The organism is Cupriavidus sp. 22TCCZM04-2 (genome assembly GCF_057798895.1).
Genome location: NZ_JBYOJS010000009.1, coordinates 214,164 through 238,612, shown reverse-complemented (window position 1 = coordinate 238,612; position 24,449 = coordinate 214,164). Strand labels below are relative to the sequence as shown.

Annotated in this window: 29 protein-coding genes and 1 pseudogene; 17 read left to right on the top strand and 13 right to left on the bottom strand. The window is 62.7% G+C overall.

What is annotated here, in order from left to right; genetic code table 11:
* Window positions 1–16: 16 nt before the first annotated feature.
* A protein-coding gene (locus AC3FKG_RS16025; RefSeq protein ID WP_488743105.1) for an IS5 family transposase occupies window positions 17–828 on the bottom strand; the annotation gives its coding sequence in 2 pieces (ribosomal slippage) (window positions 17–489 and window positions 489–828; 813 coding nt in all).
* A gap of 244 nt (window positions 829–1,072) precedes the next feature.
* Between AC3FKG_RS16025 and AC3FKG_RS16020 the strand changes: the two genes are divergently transcribed.
* A complete protein-coding gene (locus tag AC3FKG_RS16020) occupies window positions 1,073–1,441 on the top strand; it encodes a hypothetical protein (RefSeq protein ID WP_488743526.1) in 369 nt (122 codons plus the stop codon).
* 1,234 nt (window positions 1,442–2,675) lie between these two features.
* Window positions 2,676–3,125: pseudogene (locus tag AC3FKG_RS16015) on the top strand (HEPN domain-containing protein).
* A gap of 428 nt (window positions 3,126–3,553) precedes the next feature.
* On the opposite strand, the gene AC3FKG_RS16010 reads toward AC3FKG_RS16015, so the two are convergent.
* Complete coding sequence (locus tag AC3FKG_RS16010) at window positions 3,554–3,799, bottom strand: hypothetical protein (protein WP_483708386.1); 246 nt, start codon at window positions 3,797–3,799, stop codon at window positions 3,554–3,556.
* Window positions 3,800–3,908: 109 nt separating this feature from the next.
* A complete protein-coding gene (locus tag AC3FKG_RS16005; protein ID WP_488743525.1) occupies window positions 3,909–4,199 on the bottom strand; it encodes a GDCCVxC domain-containing (seleno)protein in 291 nt (96 codons plus the stop codon).
* Window positions 4,200–4,300: 101 nt separating this feature from the next.
* On the opposite strand from AC3FKG_RS16005, the gene AC3FKG_RS16000 reads away from it, so the two are divergent.
* A complete protein-coding gene (locus AC3FKG_RS16000; protein ID WP_483708385.1) occupies window positions 4,301–4,702 on the top strand; it encodes a MerR family transcriptional regulator in 402 nt (133 codons plus the stop codon).
* A 56-nt stretch (window positions 4,703–4,758) separates the two neighbouring features.
* Here the strand turns inward: AC3FKG_RS16000 and AC3FKG_RS15995 are convergent, their stop codons facing one another.
* Window positions 4,759–5,904: a helix-turn-helix transcriptional regulator gene (locus AC3FKG_RS15995; protein ID WP_488743524.1), complete on the bottom strand. Its 1,146-nt coding sequence runs from the start codon at window positions 5,902–5,904 to the stop codon at window positions 4,759–4,761.
* Window positions 5,905–6,082: 178 nt separating this feature from the next.
* On the opposite strand from AC3FKG_RS15995, the gene AC3FKG_RS15990 reads away from it, so the two are divergent.
* Window positions 6,083–6,445, top strand: a complete 363-nt coding sequence (locus AC3FKG_RS15990; RefSeq protein WP_488743523.1) for a hypothetical protein — start codon at window positions 6,083–6,085, stop codon at window positions 6,443–6,445.
* Window positions 6,446–6,835: 390 nt separating this feature from the next.
* On the opposite strand, the gene AC3FKG_RS15985 is transcribed toward AC3FKG_RS15990, so the two are convergent.
* Together AC3FKG_RS15985 and AC3FKG_RS15980 are read right to left on the bottom strand one after the other, a co-directional pair.
* The gene (locus tag AC3FKG_RS15985) at window positions 6,836–7,207 is read right to left on the bottom strand and encodes a hypothetical protein (RefSeq protein WP_488743522.1); all 372 of its coding nucleotides are present in this window, start codon (window positions 7,205–7,207) and stop codon (window positions 6,836–6,838) included.
* Between the two features lie 180 nt (window positions 7,208–7,387).
* The gene (locus tag AC3FKG_RS15980) at window positions 7,388–7,612 is read right to left on the bottom strand and encodes a DUF2188 domain-containing protein (protein WP_488743521.1); all 225 of its coding nucleotides are present in this window, start codon (window positions 7,610–7,612) and stop codon (window positions 7,388–7,390) included.
* 200 nt (window positions 7,613–7,812) lie between these two features.
* Between AC3FKG_RS15980 and AC3FKG_RS15975 the strand changes: the two genes are divergently transcribed.
* The gene (locus tag AC3FKG_RS15975) at window positions 7,813–7,989 is read left to right on the top strand and encodes a hypothetical protein (protein WP_488743520.1); all 177 of its coding nucleotides are present in this window, start codon (window positions 7,813–7,815) and stop codon (window positions 7,987–7,989) included.
* Between the two features lie 115 nt (window positions 7,990–8,104).
* Window positions 8,105–8,311, top strand: coding sequence for a hypothetical protein (locus AC3FKG_RS15970; RefSeq protein ID WP_488743519.1), 207 nt, complete (start codon window positions 8,105–8,107; stop codon window positions 8,309–8,311).
* Between the two features lie 62 nt (window positions 8,312–8,373).
* Here AC3FKG_RS15970 and AC3FKG_RS15965 read toward each other — a convergent pair whose 3' ends face one another.
* Entirely contained in the window at window positions 8,374–8,544 is a 171-nt protein-coding gene (locus AC3FKG_RS15965) for a hypothetical protein (protein WP_483708376.1), read from the bottom strand.
* 105 nt (window positions 8,545–8,649) lie between these two features.
* Window positions 8,650–9,306: a transcriptional repressor LexA gene (lexA, locus tag AC3FKG_RS15960; protein ID WP_483708375.1), complete on the bottom strand. Its 657-nt coding sequence runs from the start codon at window positions 9,304–9,306 to the stop codon at window positions 8,650–8,652.
* Window positions 9,307–9,502: 196 nt separating this feature from the next.
* On the opposite strand from lexA, the gene AC3FKG_RS15955 reads away from it, so the two are divergent.
* From AC3FKG_RS15955 to AC3FKG_RS15920, 8 genes are all read left to right on the top strand, one after another.
* Complete coding sequence (locus AC3FKG_RS15955; RefSeq protein ID WP_483708374.1) at window positions 9,503–10,501, top strand: asparaginase; 999 nt, start codon at window positions 9,503–9,505, stop codon at window positions 10,499–10,501.
* 101 nt (window positions 10,502–10,602) lie between these two features.
* Window positions 10,603–10,977, top strand: coding sequence for a 30S ribosomal protein S6 (rpsF, locus tag AC3FKG_RS15950; protein WP_483708373.1), 375 nt, complete (start codon window positions 10,603–10,605; stop codon window positions 10,975–10,977).
* 77 nt (window positions 10,978–11,054) lie between these two features.
* Window positions 11,055–11,354: a primosomal replication protein N gene (gene priB / locus AC3FKG_RS15945; RefSeq protein ID WP_483708372.1), complete on the top strand. Its 300-nt coding sequence runs from the start codon at window positions 11,055–11,057 to the stop codon at window positions 11,352–11,354.
* Window positions 11,355–11,357: 3 nt separating this feature from the next.
* Window positions 11,358–11,636 (top strand): 30S ribosomal protein S18, encoded by a 279-nt coding sequence (rpsR, locus tag AC3FKG_RS15940; RefSeq protein WP_483708371.1) that lies wholly within the window; start codon window positions 11,358–11,360, stop codon window positions 11,634–11,636.
* A 36-nt stretch (window positions 11,637–11,672) separates the two neighbouring features.
* Window positions 11,673–12,125, top strand: coding sequence for a 50S ribosomal protein L9 (gene rplI, locus AC3FKG_RS15935; RefSeq protein WP_483708370.1), 453 nt, complete (start codon window positions 11,673–11,675; stop codon window positions 12,123–12,125).
* Window positions 12,126–12,326: 201 nt separating this feature from the next.
* Window positions 12,327–13,718 (top strand): replicative DNA helicase, encoded by a 1,392-nt coding sequence (locus AC3FKG_RS15930; protein ID WP_483708369.1) that lies wholly within the window; start codon window positions 12,327–12,329, stop codon window positions 13,716–13,718.
* Between the two features lie 180 nt (window positions 13,719–13,898).
* A complete protein-coding gene (locus tag AC3FKG_RS15925) occupies window positions 13,899–14,525 on the top strand; it encodes a DUF47 domain-containing protein (protein ID WP_011298163.1) in 627 nt (208 codons plus the stop codon).
* Between the two features lie 11 nt (window positions 14,526–14,536).
* Window positions 14,537–15,544: an anion permease gene (locus AC3FKG_RS15920; protein ID WP_483708368.1), complete on the top strand. Its 1,008-nt coding sequence runs from the start codon at window positions 14,537–14,539 to the stop codon at window positions 15,542–15,544.
* A gap of 69 nt (window positions 15,545–15,613) precedes the next feature.
* On the opposite strand, the gene AC3FKG_RS15915 is transcribed toward AC3FKG_RS15920, so the two are convergent.
* The 5 genes from AC3FKG_RS15915 to AC3FKG_RS15895 all read right to left on the bottom strand — a co-directional run bounded on the left by AC3FKG_RS15915 (window position 15,614) and on the right by AC3FKG_RS15895 (window position 20,041).
* A complete protein-coding gene (locus tag AC3FKG_RS15915; protein ID WP_488743518.1) occupies window positions 15,614–16,297 on the bottom strand; it encodes a C40 family peptidase in 684 nt (227 codons plus the stop codon).
* A gap of 40 nt (window positions 16,298–16,337) precedes the next feature.
* Complete coding sequence (locus tag AC3FKG_RS15910; protein ID WP_483711500.1) at window positions 16,338–16,733, bottom strand: hypothetical protein; 396 nt, start codon at window positions 16,731–16,733, stop codon at window positions 16,338–16,340.
* 197 nt (window positions 16,734–16,930) lie between these two features.
* Window positions 16,931–18,634: a PhoH family protein gene (locus AC3FKG_RS15905; RefSeq protein WP_483708366.1), complete on the bottom strand. Its 1,704-nt coding sequence runs from the start codon at window positions 18,632–18,634 to the stop codon at window positions 16,931–16,933.
* A 388-nt stretch (window positions 18,635–19,022) separates the two neighbouring features.
* Complete coding sequence (locus AC3FKG_RS15900) at window positions 19,023–19,490, bottom strand: peroxiredoxin (RefSeq protein ID WP_483708365.1); 468 nt, start codon at window positions 19,488–19,490, stop codon at window positions 19,023–19,025.
* Window positions 19,491–19,651: 161 nt separating this feature from the next.
* Window positions 19,652–20,041: an Mth938-like domain-containing protein gene (locus AC3FKG_RS15895; RefSeq protein WP_483708363.1), complete on the bottom strand. Its 390-nt coding sequence runs from the start codon at window positions 20,039–20,041 to the stop codon at window positions 19,652–19,654.
* 273 nt (window positions 20,042–20,314) lie between these two features.
* On the opposite strand from AC3FKG_RS15895, the gene AC3FKG_RS15890 reads away from it, so the two are divergent.
* Genes AC3FKG_RS15890 through thrC form a run of 3 tightly spaced genes read left to right on the top strand, consistent with a single transcriptional unit; the run spans window position 20,315 to window position 24,428 of the window.
* Window positions 20,315–21,598: a pyridoxal phosphate-dependent aminotransferase gene (locus AC3FKG_RS15890; RefSeq protein WP_483708362.1), complete on the top strand. Its 1,284-nt coding sequence runs from the start codon at window positions 20,315–20,317 to the stop codon at window positions 21,596–21,598.
* Window positions 21,599–21,647: 49 nt separating this feature from the next.
* Window positions 21,648–22,958 carry a homoserine dehydrogenase gene (locus tag AC3FKG_RS15885; protein ID WP_483708361.1) on the top strand — a complete coding sequence of 437 codons (1,311 nt, stop codon included), beginning with the start codon at window positions 21,648–21,650 and terminating at the stop codon, window positions 22,956–22,958.
* A 21-nt stretch (window positions 22,959–22,979) separates the two neighbouring features.
* A complete protein-coding gene (gene thrC, locus AC3FKG_RS15880; RefSeq protein WP_488743517.1) occupies window positions 22,980–24,428 on the top strand; it encodes a threonine synthase in 1,449 nt (482 codons plus the stop codon).
* Window positions 24,429–24,449 lie beyond the last annotated feature (21 nt).

Sequence of the window (24,449 nt, the reverse complement as noted above, 5' to 3'; positions counted from 1 at the left end):
AGAGGCTGTTGCGAAATTAGTTCATGCAGGGCTTTAGCCTGCTCCAGCAAATCAATGAACAGGCAAGTGACAGGAAGGCTTCGTGGACATGGGCATATCGTTCGTATCGAATTTTCAAGCGCCTGAAGGAGTGGAGCCAAGCAATCGAGCGCTCCACGACCCAGCGCGTTTTGCCGAGTCCACTGCCGTGAGGCGAGCCGATCTTGGCAAGCACGGGCGTGATGCCGCGCTTGCGCAAGCGCTGTCGGTGTGGCTCGGAACTGTAGCCCCGGTCGCCTTGGACAATTTTCGGCTTGCGCAGAGGGCGTCCGTGCTTTCCGCGAATGGGAGGTATCGCCTCGACCAGCGCATCGAGTTGCGTGATGTCGTTGCAGTTCGCGCCGCTCAGGATGACCGCGAGCGGGATGCCTTGGGCGTCGACGATGAGGTGATGCTTGCTGCCGAGCTTGCGCCGGTCCGTTGGGTTCGGGCCAGTTTTTTTCCCGCCAGCATGGCGCGAACCGAGGAACTGTCGACAATGGCGCGCGCCATGTCGAGTTGGCCGCGACGGCGCAGTTCGGCCAATAGTGTCTCGTGGATGCATTGCCAGACACCAGCTTCCTGCCATGCAACCAGCCGCCGCCAGCAGGCGGTGCCCGAGCCACAGCCCATCTCTTGCGGCAGTAGGTTCCAGGCGATGCCAGAGCGCAGAACGAACACGATGCCAGTTAGCACCGCTCGGTCCGGCGTCGGCTTGCGCCCTGCATATCGGCGGTTGCGTGGCGCTCGCGCCGGCAGCAACGGTTCGATGAGTGACCACAGTTCGTCGTCTATCAGTTCACTGGGCATCGCTTCCTGTCAGGCAAAACAAGACAGGAAGTTAACACTGGCTCGAAAAAGTTAACAGACCCTATGGGTAATTTCGCAACAGCTTCTTAGGATCTTCTGCCGCTGGGTCGGCAAAGCGGATCTGGTCAAGAGTCCGGAGGAGTACGTCGCGGATGCGCGGTTGGTGCGGGTGGTTCGGGCGAAGCCTCGCGATCCGGCGGATCTTAGAAGTATCGAAATATTCGATGAAAAGTTGAATAGGGTGATGGATTACGATGAGCGCGTTGGCCACCAACTTTTGGCGATTCGTGCTTTTGGATTGAAGGTTGATGAGGCGATCTGTTTCAAGCCGCACCTTGTGAGCCAGGATGGCGGGCTTCGCTTGACGCAAGGAAGTAAAGCGGGGCGGTCCTTGGTGATACCGCTGGACACGGAAGATCGCCGTCAGGCGCTAGTTCTGCTTAAAGCGTTCGCGAGCCGCAACAAGGCACGTGGGGGCATCGCTGACAAGTCGAAGAGTCGGGAGGCGCAGAAAAAGCGCTTCTATCATGTCCTTGGTCAGTGCGGTATCACACTTCGGGATACCGTGGCGGGCCCCATCGGAGCGCTTTCAGGGAGCTTCGTGACCATCTGATTCTCCATCTTCGAAAACCCGCGCGCGAGGAATTGAGGCCCGGTAGCTGGATGCCTGCGTCGCAAGCCGCCTTGCCCGAGAGACAGCCGTCCGTTCGACCTCAACTCTCAAGTGTGTTCGTGGTCGCCTGCAAACCTCAATGAGGTGGCCCCGGTCATCGTTTTTCCTGTGAGTGTCCTGATTGCTCTACACGGGGGGGTACAGAAGCCTGTCCGAATTGCAAGGCATGGATCCCCATGATGCTACCCTGAATGAAGGTGAGGTTGGTTGGCTTGATCAATTCCTTGGGGTGATGTTCTGGCCGTGCCCTACAAGTTGGAGCGGGGCGGACTAGCTTGTGTGTGCCCGTCGTGCGGCCACGGGCGAGTGTCATTGCAGGACACAGCACCGCCGACACCGGCGATATGACGTGACATCCGTGAGGTAGTATTCGGTGCAAAGGAGGTGATCGTAGAGCCGGCACCTTAATCCCGTTTGCAGGTAGTTAATTCCTGTGGGTTTGACGGCTCGGCCCGGTTGTGAATTATGCGTCACATATCGGTCTGCGGTTCATGACGCCAACGGAGCGGAAAGTTTCTAATAAATAGGCGCTCGCTTCCTTGCAACCCGCACCACTACGTGCCTAGATCTTAAGCATTTTATTAGAAGCCATTCCCGGAAACCCGCACCAGCATTGGCTTTTCGGGCGATCCCCGACCTGCATGGGGTGCAGGTATGCTGCGCCGACAGACCCTGCGTTCTTGACTTTGTGCGGCTCCCGAGTCGATTACTTGAAATGGTACGACCACGTCCAACTACTTCCCCAAGCCGGCCGTCCATAAGTCTCAGGCGTATAGCGGAATAGGCCTGACCCAAGCGCGTCTTGCTGCTTTAGGTGGTGCCTCCCACGGGGCGCAGATCCCCGAGTTGCGTGTCCTGGCCGTCATGCCAAGGCCCTTCCAGAGCCCATCCTTACCTGTGTCCGACGCCGGGGCCCTTTTTTCGCTGTTTCGCTGCGCATATAGGCGCCCCGATGCAGCGGCGCACGGTCCGCAAAGCCGCATGATGGAAAACACCCCCGTCGTGGGGGGTGGCGTTGCCGAAACGAGTGGCGCTTGGTCATCTTTATTGGCTATGATGTATGCCTCACACGTCCGGCCGACCTGAGCGGGCGGAAAAGCACATGTCAAAAAGCGAGAGAGTCTTTTGAAAGCTCGACCAAGGATGCAGAGGAGTTGCTAGCCATTTTGATCGAATGTCTAATGCGCCATCCGAGAATGCCGAGGTGCTTAAGCGCGCAGGACTCGTGATGGCCCTCACCGCTTGGGAGACATACATTGAGGATCGAGTCCGCGAAGAGGTGGCGCGCCCGCTGCGTGTCGTGAATGGCAGTTACGTAGGGAAATTCGTCTAAAGCAAACTGGAAGAAGAACTTAGGCGCTTCCATAATCCATCTACCGAAAAGACGCGGCGGTTGTTCAAGGATTTCCTCGAGGTCGACGTTGTTGCCCACTGGGAGTGGTTGCACTTTGAACCGGCCAAGGCCGGCAAAACGCTCGACGAACTGATCGCAAGGCGAGGAGAGGCAGTGCACCGGTCGAAGCCGGTGAATTTTGGGGTGCCCCCAACGCCACACCTGGTAAGGCGCGAGGACCTCGACAAGGCCATTCGATTTCTCAAGGGGTCTCGTAGCTGCAACCGATAGCGCCTTGATCGAGGGTTGATAGTTGGAAACCCGCCGGCGTCTCCGGCCCTGCAGGGTCGCGAAGCTTCTCTTCTAACAAATAGGAAGCGTCACAAACGACTTCAATACGCATGGAGGCGCAGAGCACTGGGTACACAAATTCCACGCCGACCACACTGGCGTGCCCTCTACGTATCAGAGAGCACGTACGCGAGGGGAAAATTCGGGGGAAGAATTTGGGGCGCTGCGGGGTACCAAGGGGAGGCGAAACCTTTAAAATCAACGATTTACCTCCCCGTTGTTCCCCCTGTTACCCCTGCCAAATGGGTTCGAGTCCCATCAGCCACCCCAAAATTCCTTTTTCGCATCAGTGCTTTGCGGGTTTTCTAACCCTTTAGTGATGCGAATTCCTTACGGCGCCATCGGCGCCGTTTCTGTTTCTGCTCCCCTTATTCTGTCGCTTGGGCCTCATCGACGAGGAGATAGTAATCCGCCGGGTGCCAAGGAATCACGAGGGTGCTTGACCCCGATTCGATGGGCGTTGCAGTGATCATCACCCCGTCCTTTCCGATCTCGCAGCGTTCAAAGACAGCGGCAAAGCCCTCTCGCGCCACCACGATTCTCCTGCCGGGGAAATGCTGCCGTAGTTGTGAAACTTTGTCAGTCAGTGCACTCAAGGCATCGCGGTCCTTCATTTTGACTCTCATTGTGAGCTAGTGGGTGCTGCCGACCGCGAGGCAACTCAGCCCGGTTGAACGGGTGCGTCGGAAGCAGGCTGCTGCGGCGCACAAATGAAGACTGAGTTTAGAGGGATGATTCTAATTTCGTCCCTAGGGGATTTCCCCCCCGAACCAGAGAAGGGGAGCGCGATGGGTGCCTATTAGGGCATGCATGACATATTCGCTGCTGCATTGGCGGGCACCGTTCGGTGCCATATGAACAGAAGACACAGCAATCTCCAGCCTTTGGTCTGAGCATCGTGTGGCAGTACTCGCACATATAACGCCACATGCAGGCGTCCAGCGGCATGGTTTCTTCTTTGGCATGCCCGCAGTTAGGACAGGTGATGACTGACTGCAGCTTGAGGTTGCTCATCTTGGCCCCTTCCCCGAAGTGCACTGCGAATTGCAAACTGCCCTTTCCCAATGTGAGGTTTATGCCTAGCCTAGTTCCGTACCAAGGTACGGAGTCAAGCCATGGAGCACATGCTAACCATCGGCAAGCTGGCCAAGGCGGCGGGCGTCGGGGTGGAAACGGTGCGCTACTACCAGAGGTGCGGGTTGCTGTCGGTGCCAGAACGTGCCTTTGGGACCGTTCGCCGGTATTCGCAACAGAGCCTGCAGCGCCTTTATTTCATCCGCCGGGCCCAGTCTCTCGGTTTCACCCTGGATGAAATCCAGGTACTGCTGCGACAGAGCAATGGTGGCTCGTGCAAGACCGCCCGCACACTGGCCGAACAAAAGCTCGATCTTGTCGAGAAGCGATTGCAGGATTTGCGACGGTTGCAAGCCGAGTTGGAGCGTCTTGTCCGGCAATGCCACACCCATGGCGATGAGGCTTCGTGCCCATTGATCGATGCCTTGTCCGGGATTGAATGACAAGGCCCGGACATCAAACGCGTCCAGTCGCCGCGCGCGCCCGCCCGCTCATGTCGCTAGCCTCGAACCGGCGGCGTGGAGCGATGCAGCAGATTGAGGAGATCGGACTGCCTTGTCGTACCGGTCTTCGAAAAGATGTGCTGAAGATGGGTGCGAACAGTCGGCTCGCTGATGCCTAGCATCTCCGCCGATTCCATGCCTCCAAGCCCTTGTGAAAGCGCCAGTAATACGCGTAGTTCGCCACCGGTCAATCCGTGCAGCCGCGCAAAGGCTTCGCCGGGCATGAGCGGGACCTGGATGGGGTCTTGCATGAACACGGCGACCGATGCGGCGAACGGTGCCAGGATGCCGCTGCGCTCGCCGTTCTCTATTGGCAGCAGGGTGGCGACGTAGCCGCGGCCTGTTCCGGCGCCATCGGGAATCGCCACCGAATGCTCGTTCCACGATGAAGCGTTGTCGGCGCGCGTCGCGGCATCGATGTGCTTGGCAAGTGCCGCGCGAGCCGTGGGTTCGACCGCCGACAGCCGGTTGTGAGCTATGCAGATCGAATGGCCGGCCTTCACCTGTCGCTCGGCTGCGGCATTCATATAAACCACGTGCCCATCGCGCGCCGTAAGGAATACGCCTGCTGAAAGCCCGTCGAGCGTCTTTTCGAGCATCTCGGATCGAAGTGCCCGGATGTCGAGTGCGTCGGAGATCGCCATTGCCCGGCAGACATGAGGAGACAGCAGCCTGAACAGCTGCGCCTCGGGCTGCTGGTAGTGCGGCTTCTTGTTGCTGCGGGAAGCGTGCAGCGAGGCCATGCGTCCGCCCGTGCGAAGGGCCGGAAACCAGATGATGTCGGTCAGTCCGTACGGCTCCAGGACTTCGCGGTAGAAGCGGCTTTCAAGCAGTTGCCGGGGCTCCCTGGCGAGCGAATTGACGTCCCCGACATTCGAGACGATGTCCGCCGCGGCCATCGGGCTTTGCGCGAACTCACTGCCCAACTTCTCCAGGAATTCGGGCTGGTAGCCGAACACGAACAACTGGTCGTTGCGCACTTGCTTGAGGTCATGCACGCAGATGCCGCCGCCCGTGCTTGCGCACAAGTCCGCCACCGACCGGCACGCGCCGGGCCAGCGCGCGGGCTCTAGCGCGCAGTCGTAGATGGCGCCGATCACGTCGGAGAGTTGCTGGGCTGTCACGCCCTCCAGGCCGTCCATGGCGAACTCCCTTTTTTGTTATGGGTGTTGTCCGTCATCGCTTCCGATGACGCGGCGTTGCGAAGAAGTTTATACGCTTACGAGCAGCATGAATCCCTGTAACGAGAAGGTTGCCAAGATGCTCCACCGTGTCAATCGAGTTCTAGCCACGCCCGCCCGGCGAACATCCGCTGGCTATATGATCGCGCTGATCTACTGCATCCTTGCAGCGTTGATCTGGAGCGCGCCGGTTGGGCATGTCGGGACGACCATGTCTTCCCGGCCAACCGAGTCAACGATCGCCTGGCTCTACTTCATGACAAACGCGGCGCGCATCTTCACCTATGTGCCGCAATTGATGGCGGTGTGGCGCAGTACCGACGGCGCGCGCGACATTTCGCTGTTGACGTGGGGATCGTGGGTCGTGGCCAATGCCACCGCTGTGGCCTACGGTGTCATCGTCGTCCACGACCTGTTTTTCACGCTGATCGCGTTGCTCAACCTGGTGTGCTGTGCGGCGGTGACCGTGGTGTGCATGCAGCGTCGCAGGGGGCCGCGGTAACGACCGGGCGCATGCTGACACTCCCATTTGGGGGCTTCCATGATCGCGGTTGCGCCGTTGTAGGAAAGCACCCGGCAGTCACAGAACCCCTGTCCTACATCCTCCCGAAGGTCCGCTGCATATGCTGGAAAGGACGAGGATAGGACAGGAGAGTCTTATGAAAATCACTCTTGTGCTGCTTACCGCTTTCACAGCGTTGCTCAGCGGTTGCGTCGTGGCCCCCGATCGCGATGAGCACCGGGACAGTGGCTACTACAGCGATGGTCGATACCACAATCATGATCGCGATCGCGGCGACCGGGATGACCATCGGGACTACGGGGACAGGGATCGGTGGCAGAACGGGCCGAGATACTGACGCTGCAGCGTGGCGATTGACAATCGGACGGCCTAGCGACCGCGGGCGGGCAGCGCCTTGATGGTCATCGTGCCGTCCTTCTGGACATCCGCGCGGGCAAGTGCATCGAGCGAAATCGTCTTGGTCGGCTTTCTGAGCACGACGATCACCGCATCCCCGCGGAGATTTTTCACCCAGCAACCGGTGTCCCACGCGCCGTGGTAGGCCGCATAAAAGCGCATTTGATCGGCGCCGGCCAAGGGCAGGTCGCACTTCTTGTGCAGGTACAGCACCGTGGGGAACGGCGTTCGAACCGTTTCCCCGACCCTCATGTCGTCAAACGGATAGACATAGGCGTCTTCGGCGCGCGCGGCTGTGGCTGTGGCGGCGGCCAGTGCCGCGATCATCCATACCAGCTTCATCATGGCGATCACCAGGGGCTGACGAAGGCGGGTTTGCGAGCCCGCGCCCAGCCAGAGAGCTATCTGGCAAAAATTGTACGTCGCCTTGCAGCGAAAAACCCGGCGACACGCGCCGGGTTATGTTCGCCAGCCGCTATATCGAGCGTTGTCCTGGGTGTCCGGTTTCGCGAGCCGGCCCAGCCATCACCCTTTGATGTCGGGCGTCTCCTGGCCAAACGAATTCCTTTCATGGATCTGTCCATCCCGGCCGTGAATCAGCAGCTCGACCTTCGTCCGTCTCGCCTTCTCCGTGCCGGTGGCGATGGCGTGTTGCTGGCAGGTGAAACGCTGCTCATTTCCGGACCCGCCTTCGAGCTGTACGGCCCAGCCATTGTAGGTCGGCACGACGTGGATATTCTTGTTGGCCATGGCTGTCTCCTGGAGTCTGTGCAGATAGTGTCGGCCTGGGAACACCGCGCCGGTATCAGTCGCTGTCCGACAAGGCGACCGCAGGCGGATGGGGTTTATACCGACTGTCCCGATTCGCCAAGCGGATGTCACCTGGAGTCAAATGGATTTGCACCGGTTTTCCATACTGGCGTGGTAACGAACTCGTTCTCCACATCATCATGCTTGCCCTGGCTATCTGGCTGCTTTGTTCTTTCGGGATTGGTCTGCTGGCCCACATTCTGGGCCGCTCCGTTGCGGTCTGGCTGACCTTTTCGATGATCTTCACGCCATCCCTCGGGCTGATCGCAATGGCTATCCTGGGTAAGAAGGCAACGACACAGCAGCTGCCGGTCTGAAGAGTGCGGCCGCCGGCTCGGCACGACCCTGTTCCGCCCCCGCCGAGCGGGAAGCAACTGGCTTCGGATGGTCAGGACCTTCATGCTACGATGCCCCGGACACCGGGAGGCTGCCATGGAATATCGATACAAGAGCCGGGAAATCTCGATTCAGCCAATCAAGGCGCCCGACGGTCAATGGGACTGGTCGTTTGTCATCCGTGGACACGGACATCGACATAACGCCGGCGCGCTCGCGGCAACGGAAGACAGTGCCATCGAGGCGGCCTACGCGGCTGCGAGGCATGAGATCGACCATATCTCCGGCGACGCCAACGACTAGCCGCCGTCAGGGCGGCATTACCGCTGCATTTCACTCCGGCCGGCCCCGCCCATCGGCAAGCCTCAGGCCAGGAGCTTGGTCGGCTCGGCCAGTTCCAGCATCCGGCAGATCGCCGCCATGCTGCCAACCATGGTACGGCGCTGCGCGCCCTGATAGATGCGAACCCCCTTCGATTGCCGGAACGGCACGGGCTTGACGGGCTGGCGTGCGGCGATGTGGTTGGTTTGCGGCATGGCTACACCTCTCGATTGGCAAAAGCGGGGTCAACACCCGTCAGGCGGGCGGCGTCGGCACTGCAAGGAGGAGGGCGGCGGCCAGCGCGCGGCTGGCCGCGCTGGTCAGAAGCCCGAGGAGCGGATCAGCCCGACGGCAATGCCTTCGAGCGAGAACTCTTCGCGTCCGGGCCCGACCATGATGTTCGGGAAGTCGGGGTTTTCCGCGATCAGCTCGATGGCGCCGTCACGGCGCTGCAGGCGCTTGACGGTGACGTCGTCGCCCAGGCGCGCCACGACGATCTTGCCGTTGGGCGCCTCGCTGGCCTTGCGCACGGCCAGCAGGTCGCCGTCGAGGATGCCGGCGTCGCGCATGCTCAGGCCGCGCACGCGCAGCAGGTAGTCGGGGCGTTCGTCGAAGACCGAGGCATCGACCTGGTACTGCCGGTCGATATGCTCGGCGGCCAGGATCGGGCTGCCGGCGGCCACGCGGCCCACCAGCGGCAGCGTCAGCTGCATGACCCCGGACATCGGCAGGGAAAACTGGTCGGGGGTTTCCGAATCGCTGCGCGCCACCTTCAGGCGGATGCCGCGCGACGCGCCCGGCGTCAGTTCGATCACGCCCTTGCGCGCCAGCGCTCGCAGATGTTCTTCCGCGGCATTGGGCGATGAGAAGCCAAACTCCGCGGCGATCTCGGCGCGCGTGGGCGGGAAACCCGTGCCGCGGATCGTATTGCGGATCAGGTCGAAAATTTGCTGCTGCCGGGGTGTCAGGGTCGCCATGGAAGCGTTCCGATAAGTGCCCCGGTGCTATTTGTCCGCCAGCCGGGTGAGCACTGTATGTTTAAACAGTATGCTGTGATTTTATACAGTATCGGCGCAAGCGCAAGCAGAATTTCAGAAGCGTCTGCTCGACATCCGGTTTGCCCGCATGCCGCAGGTACAATCGCCGGACTTCAGCTCCCTGTATCCCCCCACCATGTCCCAGCTTCCCCGCATCGTGGTTCTGGCCACTGGCGGCACCATTGCCGGCGCCTCGACCAATCCGGCCAGCAGCGCGCGCTACCAGGCCGCGACGGTGCCCGTGTCGACGTTGCTGGCGGCCGTGCCGGCGTTGCAGTCTATGGCGCGGATTGAAGCCGAGCAGGTGGCGCAGATCGATAGCAAGGACATGGTGTTCTCGCTTTGGCCGACGCTGGCCGCGCGTATTCAGCATTGGTCGGCCGAGCCGGACGTGGCCGGCATCGTCATTACACATGGCACGGACACGCTCGAAGAGACTGCGATGTTCCTGCACTTGACCCAGGCCTGTCCGGTGCCCGTGGTACTGACCGCCGCAATGCGTCCGTCGACGTCGTTGTCGGCGGACGGTCCGCTCAATCTGCTAGATGCGGTGCGCGTCGCCGGCCATCCGGCTGCGCGCGGCAAGGGGGTCCTGGTGGTGCTGAACCAGCAGATCCATGCGGCGCGCGACGTGACCAAGGCGCATACCTCGGCGGTGGATGCCTTTGCGTCGCCGCAGGGCGGTCCGCTGGGTTTCGTGCAGGACGAGCTGGTGCGGCTGCCGCGCACGCCCACGCAGTCCGTTGCGGCGGTCTTTCCCGTGCCGGCCCGGTGGCCCGAGGTCGAGATCGTCGCGAGCTATACGCAGCCGGGGCGCATCGCGGTGGACGCAATGGTGGCTGCCGGCGTACGCGGCCTGGTCGTTGCGGCGGCGGGCAACGGTTCGGTGCATGAGACGCTGATCGCGGCGCTCAGGGACGCCGCCGCGGCCGGTGTTGCCGTGGTGCGGAGTTCGCGGACCGGGGCCGGTCATGTGTCGATTCCGCCAGTTACGGACCCCGATGCCGGCCTGTTTGTCTCCGCCGCGGACCTGAACCCCTATAAGGCAAGGGTGCTGTTGCTGGTGGCGCTTGCGCAAGAACCGGGGCTGGCGGCGGCGCCGGACCGGCTCCAGGCGCTGTTCGCCTCGGCGTGATTGCGGTTGCGTGATTGTCAATAGCCGGGCTATACTTTAAGGCTATTCAACCTTGCCGCACCGGACGTGACGCCCGGGTGGCTTATCCAAAAGGAGCGTCAATGCGTCATTACGAAATCGTATTCATCGTCCACCCGGACCAGAGCGAGCAAGTGCCGGCCATGATCGAGCGTTACAAGTCGCTCGTGACGTCGCAAGGCGGCCAGATTCACCGCGTGGAAGACTGGGGCCGTCGCCAGATGGCTTACATGATCCAGAAGCTGGCAAAGGCTCACTACGTTTGCGTCAACATCGAGTGCGGCAAGGATACCCTGGTCGAGCTGGAACACGCCTTCAAGTTCAATGACGCCGTGCTGCGCCATCTGATCGTGCAGACCAAGAAGGCCGAAACCGCTCCTTCGCCGATGATGAAGGAAGTGCAGCGCGAAGAAGCCCGCAAGGCCGCGCAAACGACCACCGAAGGCCAGGCTGCCTGAATGCGGATTGCGGTGCCTGTCGTGGCTGGCAAGCCTGATCACGACAGCGTGGGCAACACACTGCAAGGGGCGACGCGTTGAATCAGCTTCGGCTAGCCGCCACCCTGGCGGAACGCGATGCCCTCAGGTACACCCCGGCCGGCGTGCCCGTCGTGAACTGCATCTTGCAGTACAGCGGCGCGGCAATCGAGGCGGAAACGCCGAGGCAGGTCGAGTTTGCCATTGCAGCGATGGGGATCGGGCCAGTTGGCCAGCGTTTGGAGCGGTTGCCGCTCGGCACGCTGCTCGATTGCGAAGGATTCCTGACCCGCAAGCACCGCAACAGCAAGGCCCTCGTCTTTCACATCACTGGATGTAAAGCATTCGTAAAGGATTGAATCGTGGCATTCATCAAACGTAACGACAAGAACAAGAAGCGCTTCCAGCAACAGAACCCGCTGTTCAAGCGCAAGCGCTTCTGCCGCTTCACCGTGGCTGGCGTGGAACAGATCGACTACAAGGATCTGGACACCCTGAAGGACTTCATCGGCGACAACGGCAAGATCACGCCGGCTCGCCTGACCGGCACCAAGGCTCACTATCAGCGTCAGCTGGATACGGCCATCAAGCGCGCGCGTTTCCTGGCGCTGATGCCGTACACCGACCTGCACAAGAACTGATAGTCCAGGCCATAGGTCCGTAAAGGAGAGAACACGATGCAAATTATTCTGCTGGAAAAAGTGATCAACCTGGGCAACCTGGGTGACATCGTCAAGGTGAAGGATGGTTACGCCCGTAACTTCCTGATCCCGAGCAAGAAGGCCCGTCGCGCCACGCAAACCGCGATCCAGGAATTCGAAGTGAAGCGCGCCGAGCTGGAAAAGGCCGCCGCCGAGAAGCTGGCCGCCGCGCAAGCCGAAGGTGAGAAGCTGAACGGCCAGACCGTTCAGATCTCGCAGAAGTCGGGTGTGGATGGCCGTCTGTTTGGTTCCGTGACCAACGCCGACATCGCTGTGGCCCTGGGCAACCAAGGCTTCAAGCTGGAAAAGGCTCAGGTTCGTCTGCCGAACGGCCCGCTGAAGACGGTGGGCGACCACCCGGTCAGCGTTGCCCTGCACACCGACGTGGTGGTCGACGTGACCGTTGCCGTCGTGGGCGAGCAAGTCTAAGCACGACCTTGCCGTGCCGGTCCATCCGGCACATGCAAGCGAAAAGGCAGGAGCATGGCTCCTGCCTTTTTCTTTGTCTGCAGTACCGGCTGCATGGCCGCCCGTTTTGCTGCACACCCGGCGCTGTCAAGGCCTGATGTCAAATTGTTGCCGCTCAAATGTCAGTCGGGCAGCGTCCACCCGCCGGTATAATCTCACCCCATGAACGCGCCCGTCGCCGACCCCCAACTTGAAAGTCTCAAGGTACCGCCGCATTCGATCGAGGCCGAGCAATCGGTGCTTGGTGGCTTGTTGCTGGACAATTCCGCCTGGGACCGCATTGCCGATTTCATCTCCGAAGCGGACTTCTACCGCTTCGACCACCGGCTGATCTTCCAGAACATTGCGAAGCTGATCTCGGCGACCAAGCCCGCCGACGTCATCACCGTCTTCGAAATGCTGCAGGTGGCTGGAAAGGCCGAGGAGGTAGGCGGCCTGGCCTACCTGAACTCGCTCGCGCAGAACACGCCCAGCGCTGCCAACATCCGCCGCTACGCGGAGATCGTGCGCGAACGCTCGGTGCTGCGCAAGCTGGTTACCGTGGCGGACGATATCGCGTCGTCGGCGTTCGCTCCGCAGGGGCGTGAAGTCCGCGAATTGCTGGATGCGGCCGAATCGAAGGTCTTCGCTATTGCCGAAGAAGGTTCGCGCGGGCAGAAGGGCTTCCAGGAAATCCAGCCACTGCTGACGCAGGTGGTGGAACGTATCGACGAGCTGTACCACCGCGATTCGACCACCGACGTGACCGGCGTGCCGACCGGCTTCATCGACCTCGACAAGATGACCAGTGGCATGCAGGCCGGTGACCTGATCATCGTGGCGGGTCGTCCGTCGATGGGTAAGACGGCATTCTCGCTGAACATCGGCGAACACGTGGCCGTGGAGCAGGGGCTGCCGGTCGCGGTGTTCTCTATGGAAATGGCGGGCACCCAGCTGGCCATGCGTATGCTGGGTTCGGTCGGCCGCCTGGACCAGCACCGGCTGCGTACCGGCCGGCTGCTCGACGAAGACTGGCCGCGCCTGACCCATGCGATCCAGCGCATGAACGACGCGCAGCTCTTCATTGACGAGACGCCGGCGCTCAACCCGATGGAGCTGCGTGCACGCTCGCGCCGGCTGGCGCGCCAATGCGGGCAGCTCGGCCTGATCATCATCGACTACCTGCAGCTGATGTCCGGCTCCGGCGGCGGCGAAAACCGGGCGACCGAAATTTCGGAAATCTCCCGTTCGCTCAAGGGTCTGGCGAAGGAACTGAACTGCCCGGTCATCGCGTTGTCGCAGCTGAACCGAAGCCTGGAACAGCGTCCGAACAAGCGCCCGGTGATGTCCGACCTGCGTGAATCGGGCGCTATCGAACAGGATGCCGACGTGATCCTGTTCATTTACCGCGACGAAGTCTACAACCAGGACTCCCAGGACAAGGGTACGGCCGAAATCATCATCGGCAAGCAGCGTAACGGCCCGATCGGCACGGTGCGCCTGACCTTCCTGGGGCAGTTCACGAAGTTCGATAACTTCAGCGGCGGCCCGGCCTTCTTCGACAACGACAACTGAAGTCAAGCCTGCCGGCAACCGAGCGTCTCGTTTGCGACATATCGGCAGGCATTGCTGCAACAACCCTGTAAAATATTGCGCTTTGATGACGGTGGCCGGAAATGCCGCTGTCGCGCGATGCATTGCGCAACCTCCAGCAACAAACCAAGCGGCGTACTGCGCTGCGACAAGGAACATTCCATGTTCGGCCGATTCATGCCCACAGAGGGCAAGTTCTTCGAATACTTCAACCAGCATGCCGACTGCGCGGTGACCGCCGCCCACGAACTGCAGACCCTGGTCAATGACTTGCCCAATGCCGAGGCGCATGCCCGCCGGGTCCAGGCGACCGAAAAGAAGGCCGACCGGATCACGCACGACACCATCGACCTGCTGCACAAGACCTTCATCACGCCGCTGGACCGCGACGAGATCCACAAGCTCATCACGACCATGGACGACATCCTGGACCTGATGGAAGACGTGGCCGAGACCATCTCGCTGTACGACGTGACCAGCCTTACCGACGAGGCGCTGCGCCTGGCGGCCATCTGCGTGCAGTGCTGCGACCAGGTCAAGATCGCGGTGGGCCTGCTCGAGGACATGGGCAATGCCAGCACCATCCTGAAGACGGCCCAGCAGATCGACCAGCTCGAATCGGAAGCCGACCGCGTGATGCGCTCGGCCATGTCCAAGCTGTTCCGCGACGAGACCGACGTCAAGCGCCTGATCAAGCTGAAGGCCATCTACGAGCAGCTCGAAACGATTACCGACAAGTGCGAGGACGTGGCCAACATCATTGAAGGCATCGTCCTGGAAAACGCCTGAGCGGAATCGGCATGCATACCATTCAAATGAGCCTGTGGGTGATCGGCCTGCTGGTGGCGCTCGCGCTGCTGTTCGACTTCATGAACGGCTTCCACGACGCGGCGAACTCGATCGCCACAGTGGTCTCCACGGGCGTGCTCAAGCCTCACCACGCGGTGGCGATGGCAGCGATGTGCAACGTCGTCGCGATCTTCATCTTCCACCTGAAGGTGGCAGCCACCGTGGGTACCGGCACCGTAGACGTCAATATCGTTGACCACTACGTGATATTCGGTGCGCTGGTCGGGGCCATCGCCTGGAATGCGATCACGTGGTACTACGGCATTCCGTCGTCGTCCTCGCATGCACTCATCGGCGGCCTGGTCGGCGCAGCGGTGGCCAAGGCGGGCACCGGCGCGCTGGTGGGCAACGGCTTGCTGAAAACGGTGGTGTTCATCGTGGTCTCGCCGCTGCTGGGCCTGATCCTGGGTTCGCTGATGATGGTGATCGTGGGCTGGACGTTCTTTCGCACGCCGCCGTCGCGCGTGGACCGCTGGTTCCGCCGGCTGCAGCTGGCATCGGCCTCGCTCTACAGCCTGGGCCACGGTGGTAATGATGCGCAGAAGACCATCGGCATCATCTGGATGCTGCTGATCGCGAGCGGCCATGTCGCCGCTGGCGGCGAGCCTCCGATCTGGGTGATCGTAAGCTGCTATGTGGCCATCGGCATGGGTACGCTGTTCGGCGGTTGGCGCATTGTGCGCACCATGGGCCAGAAGATCACCAAGCTGAAGCCGGTCGGCGGCTTCTGTGCCGAGACCGGCGGCGCCATTACGCTGTTCATCGCATCGGCGCTGGGCGTGCCGGTGTCGACCACGCACACCATCACTGGTGCCATCGTCGGTGTGGGCTCCGCGCGGAAGATGTCGGCGGTGCGCTGGGGCGTGGCCGGCAATATCGTCTGGGCGTGGGTGCTGACGATTCCCGCTTCCGCGTTCATGTCCGCGATTGCGTGGTGGATCGGCCGCCATATCCTGTAAGATGCGGCGGTTCCTCCGGTCATGACAAAGAGCCAGGCAAGTGCCTGGCTTTTTGTCATTCATGGCGCCCTATTTGTTGGCGAAGGCGGCGATCGGGTCGTCGTCGACCGGCGGCGCGGATTCGGGCGGCATTGCCGGCGTCGGTACGGGAGCCGGTACCGGGCTCGCTGCCGGGGCCGGCAGCGGCTGGTTGACCGCCGCCACCACGCGTCGCGCGCCGTTGTACCGGGATGCCCAGTAAGACTTGCCCATGTCCTCAAGGCGCACGGTGCCGCCGGTGGATGGCGCGTGCACGAAGCGGTTCTGGCCGACGTAGATGCCGACATGGGAGTTGGCGCGGCCCGTGGTGTTGAAGAAGACCAGGTCACCCGATGCGACCTCGCTGCGGTCCAGAGCGGAGCCGCGCGTACCCATGGCTTCGGTGGTGCGCGGCAGGTTGACGTTGGCGGCGCGCGCAACCACGTATCGCACCAGGCCACTGCAATCGAAGCCGCTGTCAGGCGTGTTGCCGCCGTAGCGGTAAGGCGTGCCGACCAGTGACATGGCCTGGATGGAGATTTCTTCGAGCCCGGCGCTCGGGTCGATCATCGGCTTGCCCGGCGCACGGGGCAGATTGGCATGGCGGGACGGGGTGCCGGCGCAGGCCGCCAGCAGCAGGGCGGCGGCACAAACCAGCGGCAGCCGTGCCGCGATGGGAACCGCGGGCAGGCGCAGCCGGATGGCCCGAAGGGCAAGGGATTGGCGCGAAGGCATCCTGTCTGGGTCGGTCGCCAGCCCCGACCCCGGATTTTCGCTACCAGCGCAACTGAGCGTCGCGGCTTCCGGTGCCGATCCTGATGGTCTTGGTCTGGCCCTTGTAACTGGCCTCGATATTGTAGCTGCCTTCGGGCGCACGTATGAGGCAGCGTGGGCCGGCGGCACGGAAGGCCGCGACCTCCTGCTCGTCGCGCAACAGCCGCACGGCGACGTCCGAGAGGAACTCCCCATTGTTGCCCTGTGTGAACAGGATACCCATGTTGAAGTTCTTTTCCAGGCCGGCCAGCGCCGCGCGTTCGTCGTCGGCAACGCCGCCGCAGACATAGCTCACCGGGCCCATGGTGCGGATCACCATGGGGTCGGCCGCCCGCGCTGGCCGCCAGGCGGTGGCCAGAGCCATGGCCGCCGCGGTCAGTGCGACGAGCGCCAGCATGCGCTTGCGGTCCCATCGGGGACACACGGCGCGCGTGCATAGCGCGGTGGGGCGATGCTGGCCCGGCGATTGCTGATGACTCATCGATGCCTCCTGTCGAGCGATCTCATCGCGAACAAAAAAAAGCGCCCGCGGCACGGGCCGGGGCGCGGATTCTGGCCGCCGGCCTCGCTGCGGGGGCAGCCCGGCGGCACGCCTTACAGCACGTCGCCGGCGTGGTCGGCTAGCCGCGAGCGCTCGCCGCGCGCAAGGGTGATATGGCCGCTATGGCTCCAGCCCTTGAAACGATCGACCACGTAGGTCAGGCCCGACGAACCTTCGGTCAGGTACGGCGTATCGATCTGCGCGATATTGCCCAGGCAGATGATCTTGGTACCCGGGCCCGCGCGCGTGACCAGCGTCTTCATCTGCTTCGGCGTCAGGTTCTGCGCTTCATCGATGATGACGAACTTGTTGACGAAGGTGCGGCCGCGCATGAAGTTCATGCTCTTGACCTTGATGCGCGAGCGGATCAGCTCCTGCGTTGCCGCGCGGCCCCATTCGCCCGCGCTGTCATCGCTTTTCTGCAGGACTTCGAGGTTGTCGTCGAACGCGCCCATCCACGGCTGCATCTTCTCTTCCTCGGTGCCGGGCAGGAAACCGATGTCCTCGCCGACCGGTACGGTGGCGCGGGTGACGATGATCTCGTTGTACAGCTTCTGGTCCAGCACCTGCTCCAGGCCCGCCGCCAGCGCCAGCAGCGTCTTGCCGGTACCGGCCTGGCCGAGCAGCGTGACGAAGTCGATGTCCGGGTTCATCAGCAGGTTGAGCGCGAAATTCTGCTCGCGGTTGCGGGCGGTCACGCTCCACACGTTGTTCTTGTGGTGCGTGTAGTCCTTGAGCGTCTGCAGCAGCGCGGTCTTGCCGTTGATCTCCTTGACCTGCGCATAGAGCGGCAGGCTGCCATCCACGGGTTCGAGATAGACGAACTGGTTGACCAGGAAGGAGGGCACCAGCGGACCGGTCAGGCGATAGAACATCGCGCCGGTCTTCGGATCCTGCCAGCTCTCGACGCCCTTGCCGTGCTTGGCCCAGAAGTCGCCGGGCAGTTGCATCACGCCGGCGTAGAGCAGGTCCTTGTCTTCCAGGACCTGGTCGTTGTAATAGTCCTCGGCCGGCAGTCCCAGCGCACGCGCCTTGATGCGCATGTTGATGTCTTTCGACACCAGCACGACCTGGCGCTCCGGGTACTGCTGCTGCAGCGCGCTGACCACGCCCAGGATCTGGTTGTCGGCCTTGCCCTGCGGCAGGCCTTCGGGCAGCTTGATGTCGTTGAGCCGGGTCTGGAAGAATAGCTTGCCCTGCGCGTCGCGGTTGCCGAGCTTGGCCAGCGGCAGGCCCTCGTCGAGCACGCCGCCGGTGTCGCTTACCAGCGAATCGAGCGTGCGGCTGACCGTGCGCGCGTTGCGCGCGACTTCGCTCATGCCCTTCTTGTGGTTGTCCAGTTCCTCGAGCGTCATCATGGGCAGATAGACGTCGTGCTCTTCGAAGCGGAACAGGGAACTCGGGTCGTGCATCAGCACGTTGGTGTCGAGCACGAACAGCTTGCTCGGGCCTTCCGACTTGCGTGCGCGGCGCGTCGGGCCGGCCGCGGGTTTGACCAGGCTGACCGGGGCCGTGGCGACCGGCGTTTCCGGCAAGGTTGGCGCTGGGGTCGAGCGGGCGCGGGTACCGGCGGCGGCGCGCGCCTTGACGGCGGGCGCGCCGGTTTCACCGGTTTCCAGCAATGCCACGCGCTCGAGTGCCGACACAGGTTTCTTCTGCTGTGCGACGGCTTTGGCCTTGGGCACCGCGGAGACCGGAGCAAACTCGCTCGGATCCAGCAATTGGGCAGGCTTGGCGGGCATGGTGGGCAGCGGCATGCTTGGCTTTCCTTTCAGGGGGACAAGATGGGGGCGGAACTATCCGTGCGGCATTTCGCAAGGAAAATGCCAACAGCCACCGGAGCATGCACGCGCGAGGCACCCGGGGCATCGGATAAACAAAAAAGCCGCCATTCCTGCGATACAGGTTTGGCGGCTTGCATGCGGACCTGCGACACGGCAGATCCGCCACCGGCCTGCGGCGCGAACCGCCTGGGCCAGGAAGTCGAATCAGCGTGGCATCCGGAATCTGAACTCATTACGAGCCAATGTATCCGAAGGTTTTGGGTTTGGCAATTGCCACTCATGCGGAGAAAGTGCGGTGTCGCGGCGATGCCAAACGGGCCCGTCTCGCCACCTCGTTGGATGGTGGCCATGCGCATGCGTGTCAGAGGCCGCGAACGATCTCCAGCACCTCGTCCACGTGGTTGGGCACCTTGATGCCGCGCAGCTCGTGGCGCAGGATGCCCTTGCCGTCGACGATGAAAGTACTGCGCTCGACGCCGCGGTGCTCCTTGCCATAAAGCTTTTTCATTTTCATGACATCGAAAAGATTGCAGACCGCCTCGTCCGGGTCCGAAATCAGTTCGAACGGCAACTCGAGCTTCGCCTTGAAATTCTCGTGCGAGCGCAGGCTGTCGCGCGAGATGCCGAACACGGCTACGCCGGCCTTGACGAAGTCGTCGTGCTGGTCGCGGAAGTTCATGGCCTCGGTGGTGCAGCCGGGGGTGTTGTCCTTCGGGTAGAAGTACAGCACCACGGTCTTGCCGCGCTGCTCGGACAAGCGGAAGGTGCCGCCGTCGCCGGTGACCGGCGCGCTGAAGTCTGGTACGGCCTTGTTGAGACTGACTGTCATTGTTGTGGCTCCAGGGGAGGGGCAGTATCGGAGAGGCTGCGAGGGTCCGCACGAAGGCCGCGCGGGTAGCGCGCCTGCGTCACGAGGGGAGCAGATTGGGGCGCGCGCGCGGACTTCAAGCGTGGCGCCTTCTCAACTTTTCCAGTCCGGCCAATGACGGCTCAGCGGCCTGCGGCTTCGGGTTCCAGCAGCAGCACGGCGGCCACCTTGCGGCCTTCGGCCATCAGGATATTGTAGGTGCGGCATGCGGCCTGCATGTCCATGGCATCCACCCCGACATGCTTGCGGGCCAGGGAGGCCGTCAGCCGCGGGTGCGGAAAGCGCAGGCGAGAACCCGTTCCCAGCAGCACGACCTCGGGCGCCAGTGCCGCCAGCGCCTCGAAGTGAGCGGGTTCGAGGTCTTCGAAGCGGTCCACCGGCCACGGACGGATCTCGCCCTCAGGAAGCACCAGGATGGAATGCGTGTGACGTATCAGGTTGATTTCAATGTAGTCCGGCCCATAGGCGGTGACGGTATTGAGCGCCTGCGGCTGGTCGGCGTGAAGTTTCAATTGGGGGCCCCGAAGGCTGTCTGGCCGGCGCCGTGGCGTTCCGCCCGGGGCGGATGGCCGGCAGCGCGGGCAGGCAGCGGGTTGGCGGCAGTGATGCAGGCGCCGGCGGCGGCGGGTTTCGCCGGGGGCCGGGGCACGCTGCAATGCAAGAATTGCTGCCGAAGTCTGTCATAATCCGATAAATTATAGCTTTTGCCTCCGTGTCTGCCACGTTCACGGCACGACAGCATTGCACCGCAACGGACGGCGCACCCAAACTCCATCCGGATCCCCATGTTCGCTGCCGCCGACGCGGCAGTTTTCGCCTCCGCCGACATCGCCGTGAAACCCATCCAGAAATCCAACAAACTCAATAACGTTTGCTATGACATCCGCGGCCCGGTGCTGGAAAAGGCCAAGCAGATGGAGGAAGAGGGGCACAAGATCATCAAGCTGAATATCGGCAACCTGGCCGTATTCGGTTTCGATGCGCCGGAGGAAATCCAGCAGGACATGATGCGCAACCTGCCGAATTCGGCGGGATACTCGGATTCGAAGGGCATTTTCGCCGCGCGCAAGGCGATCATGCACTACACCCAGCAGAAGAATATCCAGGGCGTCGGCCTGGAAGACATCTACGTGGGCAACGGCGCCTCCGAACTGATCGTGATGGCGGTCAACGCGCTGCTCAACAGCGGCGACGAAGTCCTGGTGCCGGCGCCGGACTACCCGCTGTGGACCGCCGCGGTGAGCCTGTCGGGCGGCACGCCGGTCCACTATATCTGCGACGAGTCCAACGAGTGGATGCCTGACCCGGACGATATCCGCGCCCGCATCACGCCCCACACCAAGGGCATCGTCATCATCAACCCGAACAACCCGACCGGCGCGCTGTATTCGGACGAACTGCTGCTGGAGATCGTCGCGATCGCGCGCGAGCATGGGCTCATCATCTTCGCCGACGAGATCTACGACAAGGTCCTGTACGACGGCAACGTCCATACCTCGATCGCCTCGCTGTCGACCGACGTGCTGACGGTCACGTTCAACGGCCTGTCCAAGAACTACCGCTCGTGCGGCTACCGGGCTGGCTGGATGGTGGTGTCTGGCGACAAGCGCCCGGCGCTGGACTATATCGAGGGCCTTAACATGCTGTCCTCGATGCGCCTGTGCGCCAACGTGCCGGGGCAGTGGGCCATCCAGACCGCGCTGGGCGGCTACCAGAGCATCAACGACCTGGTGGCAGAAGGCGGCCGCCTGCGCCGCCAGCGCGACCTGGCGTACGAGCTGATCACGGCGATTCCGGGCGTCACCTGCGTCAAGCCCAAGGCCGCGCTGTACCTGTTCCCGAAGCTGGACCTGTCGATGTACCCGGTGCAGGACGACCAGGAGTTCATCTATGAACTGCTGCAGGAGTCCAAGGTGCTGCTGGTGCAGGGCTCCGGCTTCAACTGGGACAAGCCGGACCATTTCCGGATCGTATTCCTGCCGCACGAGGAAGACCTGCGCGAGGCGATCAACCGCATCGCGCGCTTCCTGGAGGCGTACCGAAAACGCCACGGCAAGGTGGCTGCCTGATCGGGCGGCCGCTGCATCTCATCCTTAGCAACCTAGAGTCAGATTGTCCATGAACCCCATCAAAGTTGGCCTGCTCGGCATCGGTACCGTCGGTAGCGGCACGTTCAACGTGCTCAAGCGCAACCAGGAAGAAATTCGCCGCCGCGCCGGCCGCGGCATCGAGATCGCCCTGGTGGCAGATCTCAACACCGAGCGCGCACGCGAGCTGACCAACGGCGAAGTCGAGATCGTCAACGACGCCAACGTGGTGGTGACCCGCCCGGACATCGACATCGTGGTCGAGCTGATCGGCGGCTATGGCATCGCGCGCGAGCTGGTGCTCAAGGCCATCGAGAACGGCAAGCACGTGGTCACCGCCAACAAGGCGCTGCTGGCCGTGCACGGCAACGAGATCTTCGAAGCCGCGCGCCGCAAGGGTGTGATCGTCGCGTTCGAAGCGGCCGTGGCCGGCGGCATCCCCATCATCAAGGCGCTGCGCGAAGGCCTGACCGCCAACCGCATCCAGTGGATCGCCGGCATCATCAACGGCACCACCAACTTCATCCTGTCCGAAATGCGCGACAAGGGCCTGGATTTCGACACGGTCCTGAAGGAAGCGCAGCAGCTCGGCTATGCCGAGGCTGACCCGACCTTCGACATCGAAGGCGTCGATGCCGCGCACAAGGTCACGCTGATGAGCGCGATCGCCTTTGGCATGCCGGTGCAGTTCGACAAGGCCCACGTGGAAGGCATCACCAAGCTGGCCGCGACCGACATCAAGTACGCCGAGGAACTGGGCTACCGCATCAAGCTGCTGGGCATCACGCGCCGCCGCGACGACGGCGTGGAACTGCGCGTGCATCCGACGCTGGTGCCGGCCTCGCGCCTGATCGCCAACGTGGAAGGCGCGATGAACGCCGTGCTGGTGCAGGGCGACGCCGTGGGTGCCACGCTGTACTACGGCAAGGGCGCCGGCGCCGAGCCGACCGCTTCGGCCGTGATTGCCGACCTGGTCGACGTGACCCGCCTGCACACTGCCGATCCGGGCCACCGCGTGCCGCACCTGGCGTTCCAGCCGGACGAGCTGTCGAATGTGCCGGTGCTGCCGATCGAGGAAATCAACAGCGCCTACTACCTGCGCATGCGCGTGGCGGACGAGACCGGCGTGCTGGCCGAGATCACGCGCATCCTGGCCGAGGCGGGCATCTCCATCGACGCCATGCTGCAGAAGGAATCGCGCGAGGGGGAGCCGCAGACCGACATCATCATCCTGACGCACGTGACCCGCGAGAAGCAGGTCAATACCGCCATGGCGAAGATCGAGTCGCTGCCGACCGTGCTGTCGGCGGTCACGCGCCTGCGCATGGAAGAACTGAACTGAGCGGCAGGATATTCCGGACCCATGAAATACCAGTCGACCCGCGGCCATGAAGTGCCGCAAACGTTCTCCGAAATCCTGCTGGGCGGCCTGGCGCCGGACGGCGGCCTGTACCTGCCCGTGCAGTATCCGCAGGTCACCGCCGACGAGCTGGAAGCCTGGCGCAAGCTCTCGTATGCCGATCTTGCGTTCGAGATCCTGAGCAAGTTCTGCGATGACATCCCGGCCGAGGACCTGCGCGCGCTGACGCGCAAGACCTACACCGCCGAGGTGTACCGCAACGCGCGCGCCGGTGACAACACCGCCGACATAACGCCCCTGCGCACGCTTGGCGAAGAAGGCGGCACCAATCTCCAATTGCTGGGCTTGTCCAACGGCCCGACGCTGGCCTTCAAGGACATGGCCATGCAGCTGCTGGGCAATATGTTCGAGTACGCGCTGGGCCGCGCCGGGCTGGAGCTGAACATCCTCGGCGCCACCTCGGGAGATACCGGCAGTGCTGCCGAATACGCGATGCGCGGCAAGCGCGGGATCCGCGTGTTCATGCTCAGCCCGCACCGCAAGATGAGCGCGTTCCAGACCGCGCAGATGTTCAGCCTGCAGGACCCGAACATCTTCAACCTGGCGGTGGACGGCGTGTTCGACGACTGCCAGGACATCGTCAAGGCGGTTTCGAACGATCTGGACTACAAGGCCCGCCAGCGCATCGGCACGGTCAACTCGATCAACTGGGCGCGTGTAGTGGCCCAGGTGGTGTACTACTTCAAGGGCTGGCTGCTCGCGACCTCGGGCCCGGGCCAGAAGGTGTCGTTCTGCGTGCCGTCGGGCAACTTCGGCAACGTCTGCGCCGGCCATATCGCGCGCATGATGGGCCTGCCGATCGACAAGCTGGTGGTGGCCACCAACGAGAACGACGTGCTCGACGAGTTTTTCCGCACCGGCGCGTACCGCGTGCGCAAGTCGGCCGAGACCTACCATACGTCCAGCCCGAGCATGGATATCTCGAAGGCGTCGAACTTCGAGCGCTTCATCTTCGACCTGCTCGGCCAGGACGCCGGCAAGCTGTCGGCGCTGTTCCGCGACGTGGAAGAGAAGGGCGGCTTCGACTTGTCCGGCACTCCGGAATTCGAGCGCATCCGCGGCGAATTCGGCTTTTTCTCGGGCCGCAGCACGCACGACGATCGCGTGGCGACCATCCGTGACATGTCGGCCCGCTACGGCATCACCATCGATACCCACACCGCCGACGGCATCAAGGTGGCGCGCGAGCATCTCAGCGCCGGCGTGCCGATGGTAGTGCTGGAAACCGCGCTGCCGGCCAAGTTCGCGGACACCATCCGCGAGGCCCTGGGCCACGAGCCCGAGCGTCCGGCTGCGTTCGAAGGCATCGAGAAGCTGCCGCAGCGCTTCGAGGTCATGGCCAACGACGTCGGCCAGATCAAGGCCTTTATCGCCGGTCACACCGGCCTGTAAGCGCGGGCGCCTCCGGGTGGC